General features: G+C 58.1%; 11 protein-coding genes. 6 read left to right on the top strand and 5 right to left on the bottom strand.

What is annotated here, in order from left to right:
- The first annotated feature begins 7 nt into the window (after positions 1-7).
- The 6 genes from C7387_RS21895 (at position 8) to ppc (ending at position 8770) form a co-directional block, all read left to right on the top strand.
- Positions 8-820: a class I SAM-dependent methyltransferase gene (locus C7387_RS21895; RefSeq protein ID WP_120817497.1), complete on the top strand. Its 813-nt coding sequence runs from the start codon at positions 8-10 to the stop codon at positions 818-820.
- On the top strand, positions 817-1674 hold the full coding sequence (modD, locus tag C7387_RS21890; protein ID WP_120817496.1) for a ModD protein: 858 nt from the start codon (positions 817-819) through the stop codon (positions 1672-1674). Before C7387_RS21895 ends, modD begins: the two co-directional genes overlap by 4 nt.
- Before the next feature lie 24 nt (positions 1675-1698).
- On the top strand, positions 1699-3669 hold the full coding sequence (locus C7387_RS21885; RefSeq protein WP_120817495.1) for a TonB-dependent receptor plug domain-containing protein: 1971 nt from the start codon (positions 1699-1701) through the stop codon (positions 3667-3669).
- Between the two features lie 47 nt (positions 3670-3716).
- The gene (locus C7387_RS21880; protein WP_120817494.1) at positions 3717-4361 is read left to right on the top strand and encodes an MOSC domain-containing protein; all 645 of its coding nucleotides are present in this window, start codon (positions 3717-3719) and stop codon (positions 4359-4361) included.
- A 40-nt stretch (positions 4362-4401) separates the two neighbouring features.
- Positions 4402-5847 carry an alpha/beta hydrolase gene (locus C7387_RS21875; RefSeq protein ID WP_120817493.1) on the top strand — a complete coding sequence of 482 codons (1446 nt, stop codon included), beginning with the start codon at positions 4402-4404 and terminating at the stop codon, positions 5845-5847.
- A gap of 271 nt (positions 5848-6118) precedes the next feature.
- The gene (gene ppc / locus C7387_RS21870) at positions 6119-8770 is read left to right on the top strand and encodes a phosphoenolpyruvate carboxylase (protein WP_038253261.1); all 2652 of its coding nucleotides are present in this window, start codon (positions 6119-6121) and stop codon (positions 8768-8770) included.
- A gap of 63 nt (positions 8771-8833) precedes the next feature.
- Here ppc and C7387_RS21865 read toward each other — a convergent pair whose 3' ends face one another.
- The 5 genes from C7387_RS21865 to metB all read right to left on the bottom strand — a co-directional run bounded on the left by C7387_RS21865 (position 8834) and on the right by metB (position 16931).
- Entirely contained in the window at positions 8834-9754 is a 921-nt protein-coding gene (locus C7387_RS21865) for a DMT family transporter (RefSeq protein ID WP_134437032.1), read from the bottom strand.
- A 121-nt stretch (positions 9755-9875) separates the two neighbouring features.
- Positions 9876-12041: a catalase/peroxidase HPI gene (katG, locus tag C7387_RS21860; protein ID WP_006817944.1), complete on the bottom strand. Its 2166-nt coding sequence runs from the start codon at positions 12039-12041 to the stop codon at positions 9876-9878.
- 178 nt (positions 12042-12219) lie between these two features.
- A complete protein-coding gene (gene metF, locus C7387_RS21855; protein WP_006817945.1) occupies positions 12220-13110 on the bottom strand; it encodes a methylenetetrahydrofolate reductase in 891 nt (296 codons plus the stop codon).
- A 225-nt stretch (positions 13111-13335) separates the two neighbouring features.
- Positions 13336-15768, bottom strand: a complete 2433-nt coding sequence (locus C7387_RS21850) for a bifunctional aspartate kinase/homoserine dehydrogenase II (protein WP_006817947.1) — start codon at positions 15766-15768, stop codon at positions 13336-13338.
- Between the two features lie 2 nt (positions 15769-15770).
- On the bottom strand, positions 15771-16931 hold the full coding sequence (metB, locus tag C7387_RS21845; protein ID WP_006817948.1) for a cystathionine gamma-synthase: 1161 nt from the start codon (positions 16929-16931) through the stop codon (positions 15771-15773).
- Between the last annotated feature and the right edge of the window lie 140 nt (positions 16932-17071).

The raw sequence follows: 17071 nt of genomic DNA, 5'->3' as shown, positions 1-17071 counted from the left end.
AATCACTATGCTCATTGATGACATTGATTTTGCCGAACTCTACCGCCAGCAGTTGCTTGAAGCGAAACGTACGGAAAAGACCCCTGACCACTGGGACAAACGGGCGGAGAAAATGGCGGTCACCTGCACCTCGCCCACCGACAGCTACCTGCAGCAGCTAATGGCAAAAATCGATTTGCAGGGCGCAGAAACGCTGTTTGATATGGGCTGTGGGCCGGGGACTGTTTCCCTGATGCTCGCCGGGCAGCTGCAGGCGGTGTATGGCATCGACTACAGCCAGGGCATGCTTGATGTCGCCGCACGCCGCGCCGGGGCGCAGGGCATCCGCAACGCGCAGTGGATAGCCCGCGCGTGGGAAGACGACTGGCGCGACCTGCCGCGCTGCGATATCGCCGTGGCTTCCCGTTCCACGCTGGTTGCCGACATGCGCGATGCCATGACCAAACTTAACGGCCAGGCGCGCCTGCGGGTCTACACCACGCATCTGGTCAGCTCTTCGTTTGTCTCCCCCGCAATTCAGCGTGCGCTGGGCCGCGAGGTGGTGGAACTGCCGAACTATATCTACGCCATTAACGTGCTGTATCAAATGGGTATCCACCCTCGCGTGGACTACATTCGCGGCAAAAACTGCCAGCAGGACAACAGCACCTGGGCGCGTTTTGAAGAGAACGTGCGCTGGAGCATGGGCGAACTTAGCGCCGAAGAGCGCGATCGCCTGCACCATTGGTACCAGCTGCAGGATGCCGGCCAGATTGCTCCCGCCAGCCGGGACTGGGCGCTGATCTCCTGGGACAGCATTCCGCAGGACGCCATCCGATGATCTTCTTCTCGCAGGCACAAACGGATGCCTACCTGCTCGAAGACATCCACGGTGGCGATCTCACCACCCGCGCGCTGGGCATTGGCGACACCCATGGCCGCATGGCGTTTTATCACCGCAACGGCGGATGCGTGAGCGGCATAGCCGTCGCCCGGCAGATGCTTGACTCTCTGGGGCTCAACATCCACTGCCAGATGCAGGATGGCGAAACCGCCGCCCCCGGTCAGACGCTGCTGTGCGTCAGCGGGAATACCGCCGCGCTGCATCAGGGCTGGAAGGCGGTGCAAAACGTGCTGGAGTGGAGCTGCGGGGTGTCGCAGTACATGGCCGCCATGCTTGCGCTGCTGCGTGAAAAGCATCCCGAAGGGCATATCGCCTGCACGCGCAAAGCCATCCCCGGTACCCGCATGCTGGCTACCCAGGCGGTACTCGCGGCGGGCGGCATCATTCACCGCGGCGGTTCGGCAGAAACCCTGCTGCTGTTTGCCAATCACCGCCGTTTTCTCGATAACCCCGACGACTGGCACAGCGCAGTATCCCTGCTGCGCCGTCAGGCGCCGGAGAAAAAAATCGTGGTGGAAGCGGATACGCCAGAAGAAGCACGCCTCGCGCTTCGTGCCCGCCCCGACGTTTTACAGCTCGACAAATTTACCCCTCTTCAGGCAGCAGAGATCGCGGCGTTAGCCCCGTCGCTGGCGCCTGACTGCACGCTGGCGCTGACCGGCGGCATCACGCTCGCGACCTTAGCGGGCTTTCTCGACTGTGGCATCAGACTCTTTATTACCTCGGCCCCTTACTACGCACCTCCCGCGGACATAAAAGTCAGCCTGAGCCCGGACGCATACGGCATATAACATTGAATACATGGAATAAAAATAATGAACGTCAACAGAGGTTGTCTTTATACGGCACTATCGCTCGCTATCACCAATAACGCCTTTGCCGGGCAGGAAAGCGACTCCATGACCGTCTGGTCCAGCCCGGTCTCCGCGACCACGACCACCATCCTCGGGCAGGACACGATTGAAAAACTGGATAAGCAGAACGTAGCGCAGGCGCTGAGCGTGATCCCCGGCGTGGTGCTGCAAAAATCCGGTAATCGTAACGAGCAGCAGGTCAGAGTCCGCGGCTTTGATAACCGCCAGGTGCCCATCTTCTTCGACGGCGTGCCTATCTACATTCCCTACGACGGTACCCTCGATTTAGGTCGTTTCCTCACGTCTGATATTGCCTCGGTGGAGGTCTCCAAAGGTTACTCCTCCCTGTTGCAGGGCCCGAACCAGATGGGCGGCGCCATTAACATCACCACCAAAAAACCGACGAAGCCGATTGAAGGCAGCATCGGTTATCGCCAGGGATGGAGCCGGGGTGAAGATAACGCGAAGGATATGCACGCCTCGTTTGGTGCGAGCAACGATCTTGGCTACATCCAGCTTAGCGGCAGCCAGCTAAAGCAGGATTTTCTCGGCCTGCCTCATGATGTAAACAACCCGATTGCCGGCAGCAACGGCAAGATGATCAACTCCTCCGCCGACGATAAGCGCGGCATCGTGAAGGTCGGTTTTACCCCGCGCGCCAACGACGAATATACATTCACGTATATTAATCAGGACGGGCAGAAGGATAATCCGCCGTATGCCGGCACCAGCAGCCAGAAGTCGCGCTACTGGCAGTGGCCGCAGTACGACAAAGAGAGCTATTACTATCAGGGCACCACGCACCTCGGCGACCGCTTTACCCTGAAAAGCCGCCTGTATCGCGATACCTTCCAGAACACGCTGATGATGTATAACTCGCTGGCGGATCTGCAAAATAAAAAGGGAAGCTACAGCTACTATTCCGACTACAGCGACGGTGCCGGGCTGCAGCTTGCGAGCGAAATGCGCGATGCCGATCTGCTCTCATTTGCCGTGAACTGGAAGGACGACGTTCACCGCGAGAAAGGGGCACCGAGTGCGCCGTATGATCGTTACGAAGATCGTACCTGGTCGCTGGCGAGTGAATACCAGTGGCAGGCGATGGACAATCTCGACGTGGTCGGTGGGATTAGCTACGACTGGCGCGACAGCGTGGAAGGGAAGAAGTACGAAAAAAACGGTACCGTCACCCATTATGATGCCAACAGCCAGCACGCGTTTAACTGGCAGGTGATGACCAAATACCACTTCGAGAACGCCGATACGCTGTCGTTCTCCTACTACGACCGCACCCGATTCCCGACCCTGAAAGAGCGCTACACCACCTCAAAACCGGCCTATAACCAGATAGCGCTGGTGAACCCGCAGCTGAAGCCAGAGCGCGCCCGCGGTGTCGATCTGACCTGGAACGCCGCCATTACCCGCGACTGGGGACTGGAAGCAAGCGTCTACTACAACCGCGTTACCGATGCCATTTTGTCGCACAACATCGACGCCGATACCGTGCAGAACCAGAACAGCGGCCGGGTGGACTACACCGGGATGGATCTTGGCGTGAAGGGTAATCCCTTCAGTATGCTGGAAGTGGGAATGAGCTATGGCTTGATCCATGCCGATGCCAAAGAGGCCAGCGCGGGTAAAATCACCGATCTGCCCACGCAAACCCTCACCGCCTGGCTGACGCTAAAACCGTGGGAGCCGCTCAGCTTTACCGTCTCTGAAGAAGCGCGCTCCTCAAGCTACAGCAATACCGACGGCTCACAGAAAGCCGCGGGATTTGCTATCACCCACCTGCGCGCCGACTACAACATCGGCTATGGGGTGAGCGTGAACGCGTCCGTCAACAACCTGTTCGACACCGCCTACGCCTACAGCGAAGGTTTTATCGAAGAGGGGCGCAACTACTGGCTGGGCATGGAATATAAATTCTGAGTATCGACCTCCTGCGTGCGTGGGAGGTCATTGAAAAGGAGATAATAATGCAACCCGATTACAAGCTACTCTCCCTGCACGGCAACGTGACCCTTCCCGCCGGTGGTACACAAAAAGTGGTGCTGACCGACAGCATCTACATCACCGCTCACGGTCTGGAAGCCGATAACGGCATCAAAGAATATTATCAGGATACCGAGTGCGCCCTGCTGCACTATGCGCAAGAGCACTATGTATTCTGGCACGAGCAGTACCCGAACCTCGCGCCGGAAAAAATCACTCCCGGCTTCTTTGGTGAGAATATTTCCACACTGGGGCTCACGGAGAAAAACGTCTGTATTGGCGATATTTTTCATCTTGGCGCCGTGGAGCTGCAGGTCTCCTGGGGGCGGGAAGCCTGCGAAAAAATAGCCGGTAAGCTCAACGATCCGTTAGCGCCGGAAATTATGCACCAGCAGTCGCGCAACGGCTGGTTTTATCGCGTGCTGCAGTCCGGCGAAATTCATCCCGGCGATAAGCTCATTCTCAAGGCGCGGCCAAAACCGAAGTGGACGTTAAGCCGGGTGCAGCATGCGCTGTGGGGGGAGATCCTGCTGCCGGAGGAGCTGGAGTCGCTGAACAAAATGCCGGAGCTGGCGGCAAGCTGGCGTAAACTGGCGGGTAAAAGACTTGAGCAATATGCCACGCTATAGCCGATAATCATCCTGTTAACTCCCACAGGGATGGATATGGATGGTTCCGCGCATCGCTTCAGTCGTGAAAAAAGTCGCCATGGGTCTGGCGATAGTGCTGGTGGTTTTCCTCGCCGCGCGGGTTTACGAATCGCAGCGCGGACCCGCGCTTCACGTCTGGCATACCTGGACGGGCCAGGAGATGACCGCCGCCGCCATCGACGATGCCACCTTTGATGAATATCTGCAGCAGGAAGCCGCGATATTTCACGATCTGGAGCGTAACGTCAGCGAAACAGCGAGCGATGACGCCGGCGTTTATAACCGCTACGATCCGCAAAGCCCGGTGTATCCTGGCCATTTCGACACCAACTGGAACCGCTCGTTTGTTCTGATGCCCACCGGGCAACCACGCGGGGCAGCGGTGCTGCTCCACGGTCTGACGGATTCTCCCTACAGCATGCGGGCGCTGGCGGAGGAGTATCAGCGTCAGGGGTTTGTCGCCGTGGTGATCCGCATGCCGGGCCACGGCACCGCTCCCGGTGCGCTGACCGACGTCGACTGGGAAGCCTGGCTTGCCGCCACCCGACTCGCGGTTCGCGAAGCCACACGCCTGACCGGCCCCCAACTACCGCTTGAACTGGTGGGCTATTCCAACGGCGGCGCGCTGGCAATGAAGTACACCCTCGACAGCCTGCAGGATAAATCCCTGCGCCGCCCGCAGCAGGTGGTGCTGCTCTCGCCGATGATTGGCGTCACCGCCTTCGCCCGCTTTGCCGGGCTGGCAGGGCTGCCTGCGGTGTTCCCGGCGTTTGCCAAAGCGGCCTGGCTCAACGTGGTGCCGGAATTTAATCCCTTTAAATACAATTCATTCCCGGTCAACGCGGCACGGCAGTCGTACCTGCTGACCAAATCACTGCAGCAGCAAATCCTGCAGGCCTCCCGCGATCACCTGCTCGGTAACCTGCCGCCGGTGCTGACCTTCCAGTCGGTGATGGATTCCACGGTCAGCGCCCGGGCGGTGGTGGAGTCGCTGTATCGTTACCTGCCGGATAACGGCAGCGAACTGGTGATTTTTGATATCAACCAGGCGGCGGGCTACCGGCCGCTGTTCAAACCGCAGGTTTACTCCGCGGTGGCCTCTCTGCTACCGCCGCCTCCGCGCCAGTACAGCACGACCGTGGTGACCAACGCCGACGACGCCACCAGCGACGTCGTGGCGCTCACCATTCCGGCAGGCGAACTGACCGAGACGACCGAACCGCTCGGTCTGCGCTGGCCACAGGATATGTATTCGTTATCCCACGTCGCCGTGCCGTTCCCCATGAACGACGCGCTGTACGGCGGCGAACCGGAAGCCAAAAATCGCTACGGCATCAGCATTGGAACGATGTCGCTGCGCGGTGAAACCTCGGTACTCATCGTCGGGCTCGACGGCCTCATGCGCGCCACGGCGAACCCATTTTACCCCTGGATGGTGCAACGAATTCAACGGCATCTGCCATAAGAAAATACGATTTCTCGCCTACTCCTTTCGGGTTAATTCGATAACAAAATCCCGTGACTTTGTTCACATTTCCATAAGCATCACTTATCTCAAGTAACACGAATTTAATTTTGCAAATTACCCGCCTGATTTACGTTGCTGAACCGTTTTCGCAGCATTTGACGTGGGGGTTTTTACGTGGCTTTATAAAAGACGGTGTGCTTATTTGGTGCTCACGGCTGCAGAGCATCGGATATAACAAAATAAAATGAGATGGGGTGTCTGGGGTAACATGAACGAACAATATTCCGCTTTGCGTAGTAATGTCAGTATGCTCGGTAAATTGCTGGGCGACACAATTAAGGATGCACTGGGTGAAAACATTCTTGATCGCGTCGAAACCATCCGCAAACTGTCCAAGTCGTCCCGGGCAGGTAATGAAGCGAACCGTCAGGAACTACTGACCACGCTGCAGAATCTGTCGAATGATGAGCTGTTACCGGTCGCTCGCGCCTTTAGCCAGTTTCTGAACCTGGCCAACACCGCAGAGCAGTACCACAGCATTTCGCCGAAAGGCGAAGCGGCCAGCAATCCGGAAGTGATTGCCCGTACCCTGCGCCGACTCAAAGACCAACCCAATCTCACTGAAGACACCATTAAAAAAGCCGTTGAGTCACTGTCGCTGGAGCTGGTACTGACCGCCCACCCGACGGAGATCACCCGCCGTACACTGATCCACAAAATGGGTGAAGTGAACAACTGCCTAAAACAGCTGGATAACAAAGACCTCGCCGATTACGAACGTAATCAGCTGATGCGTCGTCTGCGCCAGCTGCTGGCGCAGTCCTGGCACACCGATGAAATTCGTAAGAACCGCCCAAGCCCGGTGGATGAAGCCAAATGGGGCTTTGCGGTGGTGGAAAACAGCCTGTGGGAAGGCGTGCCGAACTATCTGCGCGAGCTGAACGAACAGCTCGAAGAGCACCTCAACTACCGCCTGCCGGTCGATTTTGTTCCGGTACGCTTTACCTCCTGGATGGGCGGCGACCGCGACGGCAACCCGAACGTTACCGCCGATATCACCCGCCACGTGCTGCTGCTGAGCCGCTGGAAAGCCACCGACCTGTTCCTGAAAGATATTCACCTGCTGATCTCCGAGCTCTCGATGGTCGACTGCACCGACGAGCTGCGCGCGATGGTCGGTGAAGCGGGCGCCTCAGAGCCATACCGCTACCTGATGAAAACCCTGCGTAGCCAGCTGATGGCTACCCAGGCCTGGCTGGAGGCACGCCTGAAGGGTGAGAAGCTGCCGAAACCAGCAGGACTGCTGACGCAGAACGAACAGCTGTGGGAACCACTGTACGCCTGCTACAAATCCCTGCAGGCCTGCGGAATGGGCATCATCGCCAACGGTGAGCTGCTCGATACCTTACGCCGCGTGAAGTGTTTCGGCGTGCCGCTAGTGCGTATTGATATCCGCCAGGAGAGCACCCGCCATACCGAAGCGCTGGGCGAACTGACTCGTTACCTCGGCATTGGCGACTACGAAAGCTGGTCTGAAGCCGACAAACAGGCTTTCCTGATCCGCGAGCTGAACTCCAAACGCCCGCTGCTGCCGCGTCAGTGGCAGCCGAGCGAAGATACCCGCGAAGTGCTGGACACCTGTAAGGTGATTGCCGAAGCGCCGCTGGGCTCTATCGCCGCCTACGTTATCTCGATGGCGAAAACGCCGTCTGACGTACTGGCCGTTCATCTGCTGCTGAAAGAAGCCGGTATCGGCTTTGCGCTGCCGGTAGCGCCGCTGTTCGAAACCCTCGACGACCTGAACAATGCCAACGATGTGATGACCCAGCTGCTCAACATCGACTGGTATCGCGGCTTTATTCAGGGCAAGCAGATGGTGATGATTGGCTACTCCGACTCCGCCAAAGATGCGGGCGTGATGGCCGCCTCCTGGGCGCAGTACCAGGCGCAGGACGCGTTGATCAAAACCTGTGAAAAAGCGGGCATCGAACTGACGCTGTTCCACGGTCGCGGTGGCTCCATCGGCCGCGGTGGTGCGCCAGCGCACGCGGCTCTGCTCTCCCAGCCGCCGGGCAGCCTGAAAGGTGGCCTGCGCGTTACCGAACAGGGCGAGATGATCCGCTTCAAGTACGGTCTGCCGGAAGTCACCATCAGCAGCCTGTCGCTGTACACCGGCGCCATTCTGGAAGCCAACCTGCTGCCGCCGCCGGAGCCAAAAGCCGAATGGCGCGACATTATGGATACGCTGTCTGACACCTCCTGCGAGGTGTATCGTGGCTATGTCCGTGAAAATAAAGATTTCGTGCCGTACTTCCGCTCTGCCACACCGGAGCAGGAGCTGGGCAAACTGCCGCTGGGTTCACGCCCGGCGAAGCGTCGCCCGACCGGCGGCGTGGAGTCCCTGCGCGCCATTCCATGGATTTTCGCCTGGACCCAGAACCGCCTGATGCTGCCTGCATGGCTGGGTGCCGGTACGGCGCTGCAGAAAGTGGTCGAGGAAGGCAAGCAGAGCGAACTGGAAACCATGTGCCGCGACTGGCCGTTCTTCTCCACGCGTCTTGGCATGCTCGAAATGGTGTTCTCCAAAGCTGACCTGTGGCTCGCGGAATACTACGATCAGCGTCTGGTGAAACCGGAGCTGTGGGGGCTGGGTAAAGAGCTGCGTGCGCTGCTGGAAGCGGATATCAAAGTGGTGCTGGATATCGCCAACGACGCCCACCTGATGGCCGACCTGCCGTGGATTGCCGAGTCTATCCAGTTGCGTAACATCTATACCGACCCGCTGAACGTTCTGCAGGCAGAGCTGCTGCACCGTTCCCGCCTCAGCGAAGAACAGGGTAAAGCGCCAGATCCGCGCGTTGAACAGGCGCTGATGGTCACGATCGCCGGCGTCGCGGCGGGGATGCGTAACACCGGCTAATCCCGCAAATCAGATAGCAAAAAGCCTCCTTGCGTTAGCAAGGAGGCTTTTTTTTAGCTTCATTTAGCGCTCTGACGGCTGCGGCACCTTTTGTACCCGGGTCTGACGTTTCTTCAGGCTGACTATCGCCAGCGCCAGCACGATCAGCACGATACCGCTGCCCTCCACCGGTCCCGGGTTTTCACCCAGCAGCCACCAGGAAAACAGCACGCCGCAGACCGGTACCGCCAGCGTACTGAGGCTGGCAATACTGGCAGGCAAGTTGCGCAGGACAAACAGCCACAGGCTCCACGCCAGCGCCGTTGCCAGAATGGCACTATAGGCTAAGGCGAAAAAGACGCCTGGCTGCCAGTCAATAGGCTGCTGTGGCACCAGCAGCGCCACTACGCTCATGACGATCGCGGCGTACAGCATCTGCCAGGTGGTCAGCGCCAGCAGGTCTACCTTTGGGTGGCGGGCGTACATGCGCTTGGCAATAATCGCGCTCGCGCCCCAGCTGATACCCGAGAGAATAGCCAACAGTGCACTTTTCATGGAGGAGAAATCGAGCTGCCACGGCTGCAGCACCAGCATCAGCCCCACGGCCGCCACCGCAATTGCCGCATACTGCAGACGACGCATTCGTTCGCCGAGGAACATCGCTGCCAGAATCACCACCCAGAACGGCATGGTGTAGCTCAGGATAGCAACCTTCCCGGCGCCGCCGCTCACCAGCGCCCACTGCGCCAGGCCAACCATACCGCAGGTCTGCAGCAGCGCTATCGCCAGCGTGAAGCGAAACGGCGTTGGCCGCAGGCCACGTCCGCGCAGCAGCAACACAATGAATAACAGGAGTGCACCAAAAATGCAGCGTAACGCGGTGAAGTCGAACGCGCCGATATAGAGCGTCACCTGCTTCATCGCAATCCAGCTATAGCTCCAGATGATAGTCAGAACGATAAGGCCACCAATGGCCAACGGATTGCTCTTTCCTGAGACAGCCATGATAAATCCAGTGAGATGAGATTTTACTGCGGACACTATACTCGCCATAGCAGGCGAAAGCACTTCGCCGACTGTCGTGAAACAGCCGCCGAAGTGGGGATCGAACTATACGACAAACAGCTTACAGCAGGTCAAAACGGTCCAGATTCATCACTTTCACCCACGCGGCAACGAAGTCTTTGACGAACTTCTCACGCGCGTCGCTGCTGGCATACACTTCGGCCAGGGCGCGAAGTACGGCGTTAGAGCCGAATACCAGATCCGCGCGAGTGGCGGTGTATTTCACTTCACCGCTCTGGCGATCCTGGCCTTCAAACAGCTCAGACGACGCGTCCGTCGCTTTCCATGCGGTACGCATATCCAGCAGATTGACGAAGAAGTCGTTGCTCAGCACGCCCACGTTATCGGTGAAGACACCGTGATGGCTGCCGTCAAAGTTGGCACCCAGCACGCGCATACCGCCTACCAGCACGGTCATTTCCGGTGCGGTTAACGTCAGCTGCTGTGCTTTGTCGATAAGCAGAGATTCGGTGGTCGCCGCTTCGCCTTCGCCACGATAGTTACGGAAACCATCGGCAATCGGCTTCAGCAGTTCGAACATCTCAAGGTCGGTCTGATCCTGACGCGCATCAACGCGGCCCGGCGTAAACGGAACCTTAACGCTGACGCCAGCGGCTTTCGCTGCCTGCTCAACGCCCACGACGCCTGCCAGCACAATAATATCGGCCAGCGACGCTTTGTGCGCCGATTTATAGATGCCTTCCAGCACCGGCAGAACGCGAGCCGCCGTGACGTTCACTTCCCAGCCACGCTGCGGCGCCAGCGCCAGACGTGCACCGTTCGCACCACCACGTTTATCACCACCACGGAAGGTAGAAGCGGAAGCCCAGGCAACCGACACCAGTTCGCTGACCGAAAGACCGGAGGCCGCGATTTCTGCTTTCAGGCTTTCAATATCGGCAGCCGTCGGATGGAAGAACGCATGCGGTAACGGATCCTGCCAAATCAGATCTTCTTTCGGTACTTCTGGACCAATGTAGCGCGCTTTCGGCCCCATATCCCTGTGCGTCAGTTTGAACCACGCACGGGCGAAGGCTTCGTTGAACGCCTGCGGATCGTTGAGGAAACGACGCGAGATTTTTTCAAACCCGGGATCGAAACGCAGCGTCAGATCGGTCACCAGCATCGTCGGTTTACGTTTTTTCGACGGATCGAACGGATCTGGCACGATTTCCGGCGCGTCGACGGCTTCAAACTGAATAGCGCCTGCCGGGCTGCGGGTCTGAACCCATTCGTATTTGAACAGGTTCTCGAAGAAGTAGTTGCTCCACTGGGTCGGCGTTTGCGTCCAGACCACTTCCAGACCGGAAGTGATGGCATCAGCACCGGCACCGCTGCCGTAGCTGCTGGCCCAGCCCAGGCCCTGCTGCTCAATCGGCGCCGCTTCTGGATCTGGCCCAACGTGGGTTGCGGAACCGGCACCGTGAGTTTTACCCAGCGTATGACCACCGGCAATCAGCGCCACGGTCTCTTCGTCGTCCATCCCCATGTTGCCAAAGGTGGCGCGAATCGCATCTGCCGCAGACAGCGGTTCACCGCTGGCGTTTGGCCCTTCCGGGTTCACATAGATAAGACCCATTTCGGTCGCCGCCAGCGGGCGTTTCGCCAGCGCTTCAGGGTCACGATGAGCAAGCCAGGTTTTTTCATCACCCCAGTTCACGTCCAGATCCGGTTCCCAGACGTCTTCACGCCCGGCACCAAAACCAAAGGTACGGAAACCGGAGTTTTCCAGAGAGACGTTACCTGCAAGGATAAACAGGTCGGCCCAGGAGATTTTTTGGCCGTATTTCTGCTTGATTGGCCACAGCAGACGGCGGGCTTTATCGAGGCTGACGTTGTCCGGCCACGAGTTAAGCGGGGCAAAGCGCTGTTGACCACGACCAGCACCACCACGTCCGTCCACTGAACGATAGGTACCGGCACCGTGCCACGCCATACGAATGAACAGGCCAGCGTAGCTGCCCCAGTCGGCAGGCCACCACGGTTGAGATTCGGATAACAGTGCTTTGAGATCGCCTTTCAGCGCAGAGTAATCTAATTTGCTGAATTCTTTGCGATAGTTGAAGTCTTCACCCAGAGGGTTTGAACGGTTCGAATGCTGATTAAGAAGGTCTACGCGAAGTTGCTTAGGCCACCAGTCTCGGGTACTGGTGCCAGCGCCTGCGCTCTGGTCATGACCGCCCTGATGAAAAGGGCACTTACCTGTATTCTCGTCTACTGTGCTCATCTATCTGCTCCCTTTATAGTGGTACCGTTACGATATACACCCTCAGCAATAAGAGATAGTTGAGATTACCCACAGATTCAATAGCCAAAGCCTTTTGTTTTTCACTGGCAAAAGATTAAATGCTGTACAGGTGGGTTAAGATCAAAAAAAACCTCAGTTTATCTGAGGTTTTTCTTATTCAGACCGCCGGGCGAACACCCAGCGTGTGGCAGATGGCGTAGCTCATTTCGGCGCGGTTGAGCGTATAGAAGTGGAAATCTTTTACCCCTTCCCGACTTAGAATTTTCACCATGTCCATCGCGATGTTCGCGCCGACCAGTTTGCGGGTTTCCGCGTCGTCGTCCAGACCTTCGTACATTTTTGCCATCCAGGTCGGGATGCGCACGTTAGTCATATCAGCAAACTTCTTCGCCTGCTTGAAGTTGGAGACCGGCAGGATCCCCGGAATGATTTCGACATCAATCCCCGTCGCCGCGCAGCGATCGCGAAAGCGCAGGTAGCTTTCAACATCAAAGAAAAACTGGGTAATGGCACGGTTTGCACCGGCATCGACCTTACGCTTCAGATTCAGCAGATCCGCCTGCGCGCTTTTCGCTTCCGGATGCACTTCCGGATAGGCCGCCACGGAGATATCAAAGTCCGCCACTTCTTTCAGCAGGGCAACCAGATCTGCTGCGTACATGTCCGGTTTACCGCTGCCCGGTGGCAGATCGCCACGCAGTGCCACGATATGACGAATACCGTTGTTCCAGTAATCCTGGGCGATAGTACGCAGTTCAGCACGGCTGGCATCGATGCAGGTCAGGTGCGGCGCGGCTTCCAGACCGGTACGATCTTTAATACCTTTGATGATGCTGTGCGTGCGGTCGCGCTCGCCCGAGTTCGCACCGTAGGTCACAGAAACGAATTTCGGTTTCAGGCTGCTCAGACGGTCGATAGAGGACCACAGGGTCTGCTCCATTTCACTGGTGCGCGGCGGAAAAAATTCAAATGAAACGTTAATCCGGCCTTCAACTTCTGCCAGGCTCTGATTCAGGGCTTCCCGCTGGTTGGCGTGAAAAAAGCTCATACCTTACCTCATCAATCGCATGTCGTTATTTGTTGTGTTGTGAACTTCTATACGTTTAGACGTCCAGATGTAAAAATGACGGAAAAGCCAGGGGGCGTCAACATAAAAATAGCGATTGGTGGTGAGGAATGCTCAGCGAAGATGAAAAAAATTCATGGCGGGAGAAGACAAGGTCTGATGCCCCCACTCGCTCGTACAGGAAGAGAGTGGGGGTAAGGGGAAAAACTACAGCAGCTGTGCCAGGCGGTTGATGTCCGACTGAATCGCACCGGCGGTCACGTCGCGACCCGCACCCGGGCCGCGGATAACCAGCGGGTTATCACGGTACCAGCGGCTCTCAATGGCAAAGACGTTGTCGCACGGCAGCAGCGAGGCCAGCGGATGCTCCGGACGCACCGCCTCTACGCCAACGCGTGCTTTACCGTTAGCATCAAAGCGAGCCACGTAGCGCAGCACCAGGCCCATTTCACGGGCGGCTTCCAGACGCTGGATCATCTGCTCGTTCAGCTCGTCGCCATTCTCGAAGAAGTGATCGATAGAGCCGCCTTCGCAGTGTGCCGGAACCAGCGATTCAACTCGCACCTGATCCGGCTCGATATCGTAGCCCGCTTCGCGCGCCAGGATCACCAGCTTGCGCATCACATCTTTCCCCGAAAGGTCAACGCGCGGATCGGGTTCGGTCAGCCCCTGCTGCCAGGCCTGATCCACCAGTTCGGTAAACGGTACCGTACCGTCGAACTGCAGGAACAGCCACGACAGGGTACCGGAGAAAATACCGCTGATAGCGAGGATGGTATCGCCGCTGTCGCGCAGGTCACGAACCGTATGGTTGATAGGCAGCCCCGCGCCTACGGTGGAGTTGTACAGCCAGTGGCGGCCGGTCTTCTCAAACGCGTCGTGGATCTGGCGATACTTGTCGCCTGCACTGGCTCCCGCCAGCTTATTGGCGCTGATAACGTGGAAGCCGTGGCTGGCAAAATCAAGATACTGATCCGCCAGCTGTTCGCTTGCGGTCACGTCCAGCACCACCAGGTCATCGTACGGGTGGGCGCGCATCCACAGGAACAGCGATTCTTCATCCTGTTCTACCGCTTCATCGTTGAAAAACGCCATTGCACGGCTGGCGTCCAGGCCTTCGTATGAGAGCAGGCTGCGGCGGCTATCCACCACCCCGGCCAGCACAAATTCAAAACCGGTACGCGCCGAGAGCGTACTCTGCTCGCGGGCAAACAGCTCCAGCCAGCGGGAACCAATATTTCCTTTGCCGAACAACACCAGGCCAATGCGCTTCTCGGCGCGGAACAGTGACTGGTGCAGGCCCTGGATCAGGCTTTCCGTTGGGCCAGTGCGCAGCACCGCCACGAGGCTGATGCCCTCTTCCGACTGCCAGGTAAACTCCACCGGCTGCCCTTTCAGCTGCTGCCAGAAGCGATGACAGTGCAGTGGATTACGGGTTACCCCGGCGCCCACCATTGCCACCAGCGCCAGACCCTGACGCAAACGCAGTTCGCCCGGCAGACCGGCTTCATCCAGCATTTTCAGGGCGCTGTCCGCTACTTCGGAGGTGTAGCAGAACTGCAGCAGCTGGCGGTCAGCGTGAACGCCAACGGCCAGCGGACGCACGCCAGCGCGCTTCAGAACCAGGTCTATCTCTTTATGCGCCAGCTTAAAATCCTGGCTTGCCGGAACGTGGAACTCAATCAGGCACACGTCGTCGTGGCTGGTCACAATCCGGGCCCCGGTGCCGGAGGCCAGCACGCGCTCGATACGGGTTGAGCCCTGATCCGGGGTGTAGCTGCAGCGCAGCTGCAAATCGATATCGCTGCCGGAAACCGGCTGCAGAGTACGAGCGTGCAGCACCGGAGCCGCCAGACGCGCCAGCTCGCTGGCCTCATCCAGACGCAGCAACGGCAGCAGACAGGCATCTTTCACTTTACGCGGGTCGGCGCTGTATACCCCGGCCACGTCGCTCCAGATAGTGACGCGGGAAACCCCTGCCAGTGCACCAACCTGGGTCGCGGAGTAGTCGGAACCGTTACGCCCCAGCAGCACCGTTTCACCGTGGCTGTCGCGGGAGATAAACCCGGTCACCACCAGGCGTTTACCCGGATGCTGCGCCAGTAGCTGTTGCATCAGCGGGTAAGAGAGGCCTTCATCAACCTGCGGCTGTGCGGCGCGTTCAGCGCGGAGGAATTCACGGGCGTCGAGCCAGGCGGCTTCCATCCCCTGCTGTTGCAGCACGCCCGCCATCAGGCGCGCTGACCACACTTCACCGTGGCCCACCACTTCCGCGTATACCGCATCGGTGATGCCGCTGTCGAGCAGCGCCGCCAGGCGTTCAAGATCCTGAATAAACAGGGCAATCAGGCGATCGGCGATATCGCCCGGCAGCAGGCCGCTAATCAGTTCGCTCTGGTAGCGACGTAGCGACTGCTGAACCTGATGCGCAGAAAGACGGTCAGTCTGGCTTAATTTCAGCCAGCTAATCAGCTGGTTGGTGGTGCTCCCGGCCGCAGAGACGACCATCATATCGCCCGGCAAAGAGTATTCCGACATGATGCCCGCAACACGCAGATAGCACTTCACATCCGCCAGGCTACTACCACCAAATTTGTGCAGCTGACGACCTTTCGCCCCTGCCTGCGCAATCACACTCATGTTTATTCCTCTGCTGCGACCCGGAAGCCATTTTCCAGATCGGCAATTAAATCTTCACAATCTTCAATACCGGTTGAGATACGTAACAGCGTCTCAGAAATACCTGCCGCGGCGCGCGCTTCCGGCGCCATGCCAGCGTGCGTCATGGTCGCCGCGTGGGAGATCAAGCTCTCAACCCCGCCTAACGACTCCGCCAGCGTAAACAGCGACAGCCCGCCAAGGAAACGACGCAGCGTCTGCTCATCACCATCCAGCTCAAAACTCAGCATCGCACCAAAGCCTTTTTGCTGGCGCGCGGCAATCTCATGCCCCTGGTTTTCCGGCAGGGAAGGATGATACAGCTTTTTCACCAACGGTTGCTTCCTGAGAAACTCAACTACCGCCTGAGCGTTACGCTGAGCCACTTCCATACGCGGCGACAGGGTACGCAGGCCACGCAGCAGCAGATAGCTGTCGAACGCGCCGCCGGTCACGCCAATATTATTCGCCCACCATGCCAGTTCGGTGACGATTTCCGGGTCTTTTGCAATCACCACACCTGCCACAACGTCTGAGTGGCCGTTCAGGTATTTGGTGCAGGAATGCAGCACCAGATCCGCACCCAGCGCCAGCGGGTTTTGCAGCGCCGGGCTCAGGAAGGTGTTATCAACCACGCTGATGGCTCCGGCCTCACGCGCCAGACCACAGATTTTCGCAATATCCACGACGCGCAACAATGGGTTGCTCGGACTTTCCACCAAAACCAGCTTCGGTTTTTCCGCCAGCGCCGCTTTCAGCGCCTGATCGTCACCCTGATCGACAAACAGCACCCGGTAGCAGCCGCGTTTTGCCAGGCTATCGAACAGGCGGTAGCTGCCGCCGTAGCAGTCGTGCGGTGCCACCAGCAGATCGCCAGGTTTCAGGAACACGGTGGTCACCAGATGAATCGCTGACATCCCGGTGTTAGTCAGTACGGCGCCCGCGCCGCCCTCAAGTTCCGCCAGCGCACGCTGTACGACATCACGCGTCGGGTTACCGCGACGGGAGTAATCGTGGGCGCGTGGCTCATTAAAACCGGTGAAATTATAGGTACTGGAGAGGTGAATCGGCGGGACAACACAGCCATACTGTTCGTCGTCGTTCAATCCGCTACGCACTGCGATGGTGGCCTGTTTACGCGTCATAGAGCTTCGTTCCTGGCAATGTCTGTGAAAAGTCAGGCCACAGATTAACCACTGCAACAATAGACGTCAATACATCTGGACATCTAAACTTCTTTGCGTATAGATTGAGCAAATGGCAAATAGCCGTTAAAATTATATGC

Origin of the sequence: Yokenella regensburgei (genome assembly GCF_003634235.1) — a bacterium.
Classification (GTDB): domain Bacteria; phylum Pseudomonadota; class Gammaproteobacteria; order Enterobacterales; family Enterobacteriaceae; genus Yokenella; species Yokenella regensburgei.
The sequence above is the reverse complement of the archived record's forward strand: the minus strand, read 5'-3'. Positions and strand labels throughout refer to the sequence as shown.

Coding starts and splice junctions, on each gene's coding strand:
- C7387_RS21895 (WP_120817497.1), top strand. CDS start 8: ATGCTCATTGATGACATTGATTTTGCCGAACTCTACCGCCAGCAGTTG.
- modD (WP_120817496.1), top strand. CDS start 817: ATGATCTTCTTCTCGCAGGCACAAACGGATGCCTACCTGCTCGAAGAC.
- C7387_RS21885 (WP_120817495.1), top strand. CDS start 1,699: ATGAACGTCAACAGAGGTTGTCTTTATACGGCACTATCGCTCGCTATC.
- C7387_RS21880 (WP_120817494.1), top strand. CDS start 3,717: ATGCAACCCGATTACAAGCTACTCTCCCTGCACGGCAACGTGACCCTT.
- C7387_RS21875 (WP_120817493.1), top strand. CDS start 4,402: ATGGTTCCGCGCATCGCTTCAGTCGTGAAAAAAGTCGCCATGGGTCTG.
- ppc (WP_038253261.1), top strand. CDS start 6,119: ATGAACGAACAATATTCCGCTTTGCGTAGTAATGTCAGTATGCTCGGT.
- C7387_RS21865 (WP_134437032.1), bottom strand. CDS start 9,754: ATGGCTGTCTCAGGAAAGAGCAATCCGTTGGCCATTGGTGGCCTTATC.
- katG (WP_006817944.1), bottom strand. CDS start 12,041: ATGAGCACAGTAGACGAGAATACAGGTAAGTGCCCTTTTCATCAGGGC.
- metF (WP_006817945.1), bottom strand. CDS start 13,110: ATGAGCTTTTTTCACGCCAACCAGCGGGAAGCCCTGAATCAGAGCCTG.
- C7387_RS21850 (WP_006817947.1), bottom strand. CDS start 15,768: ATGAGTGTGATTGCGCAGGCAGGGGCGAAAGGTCGTCAGCTGCACAAA.
- metB (WP_006817948.1), bottom strand. CDS start 16,931: ATGACGCGTAAACAGGCCACCATCGCAGTGCGTAGCGGATTGAACGAC.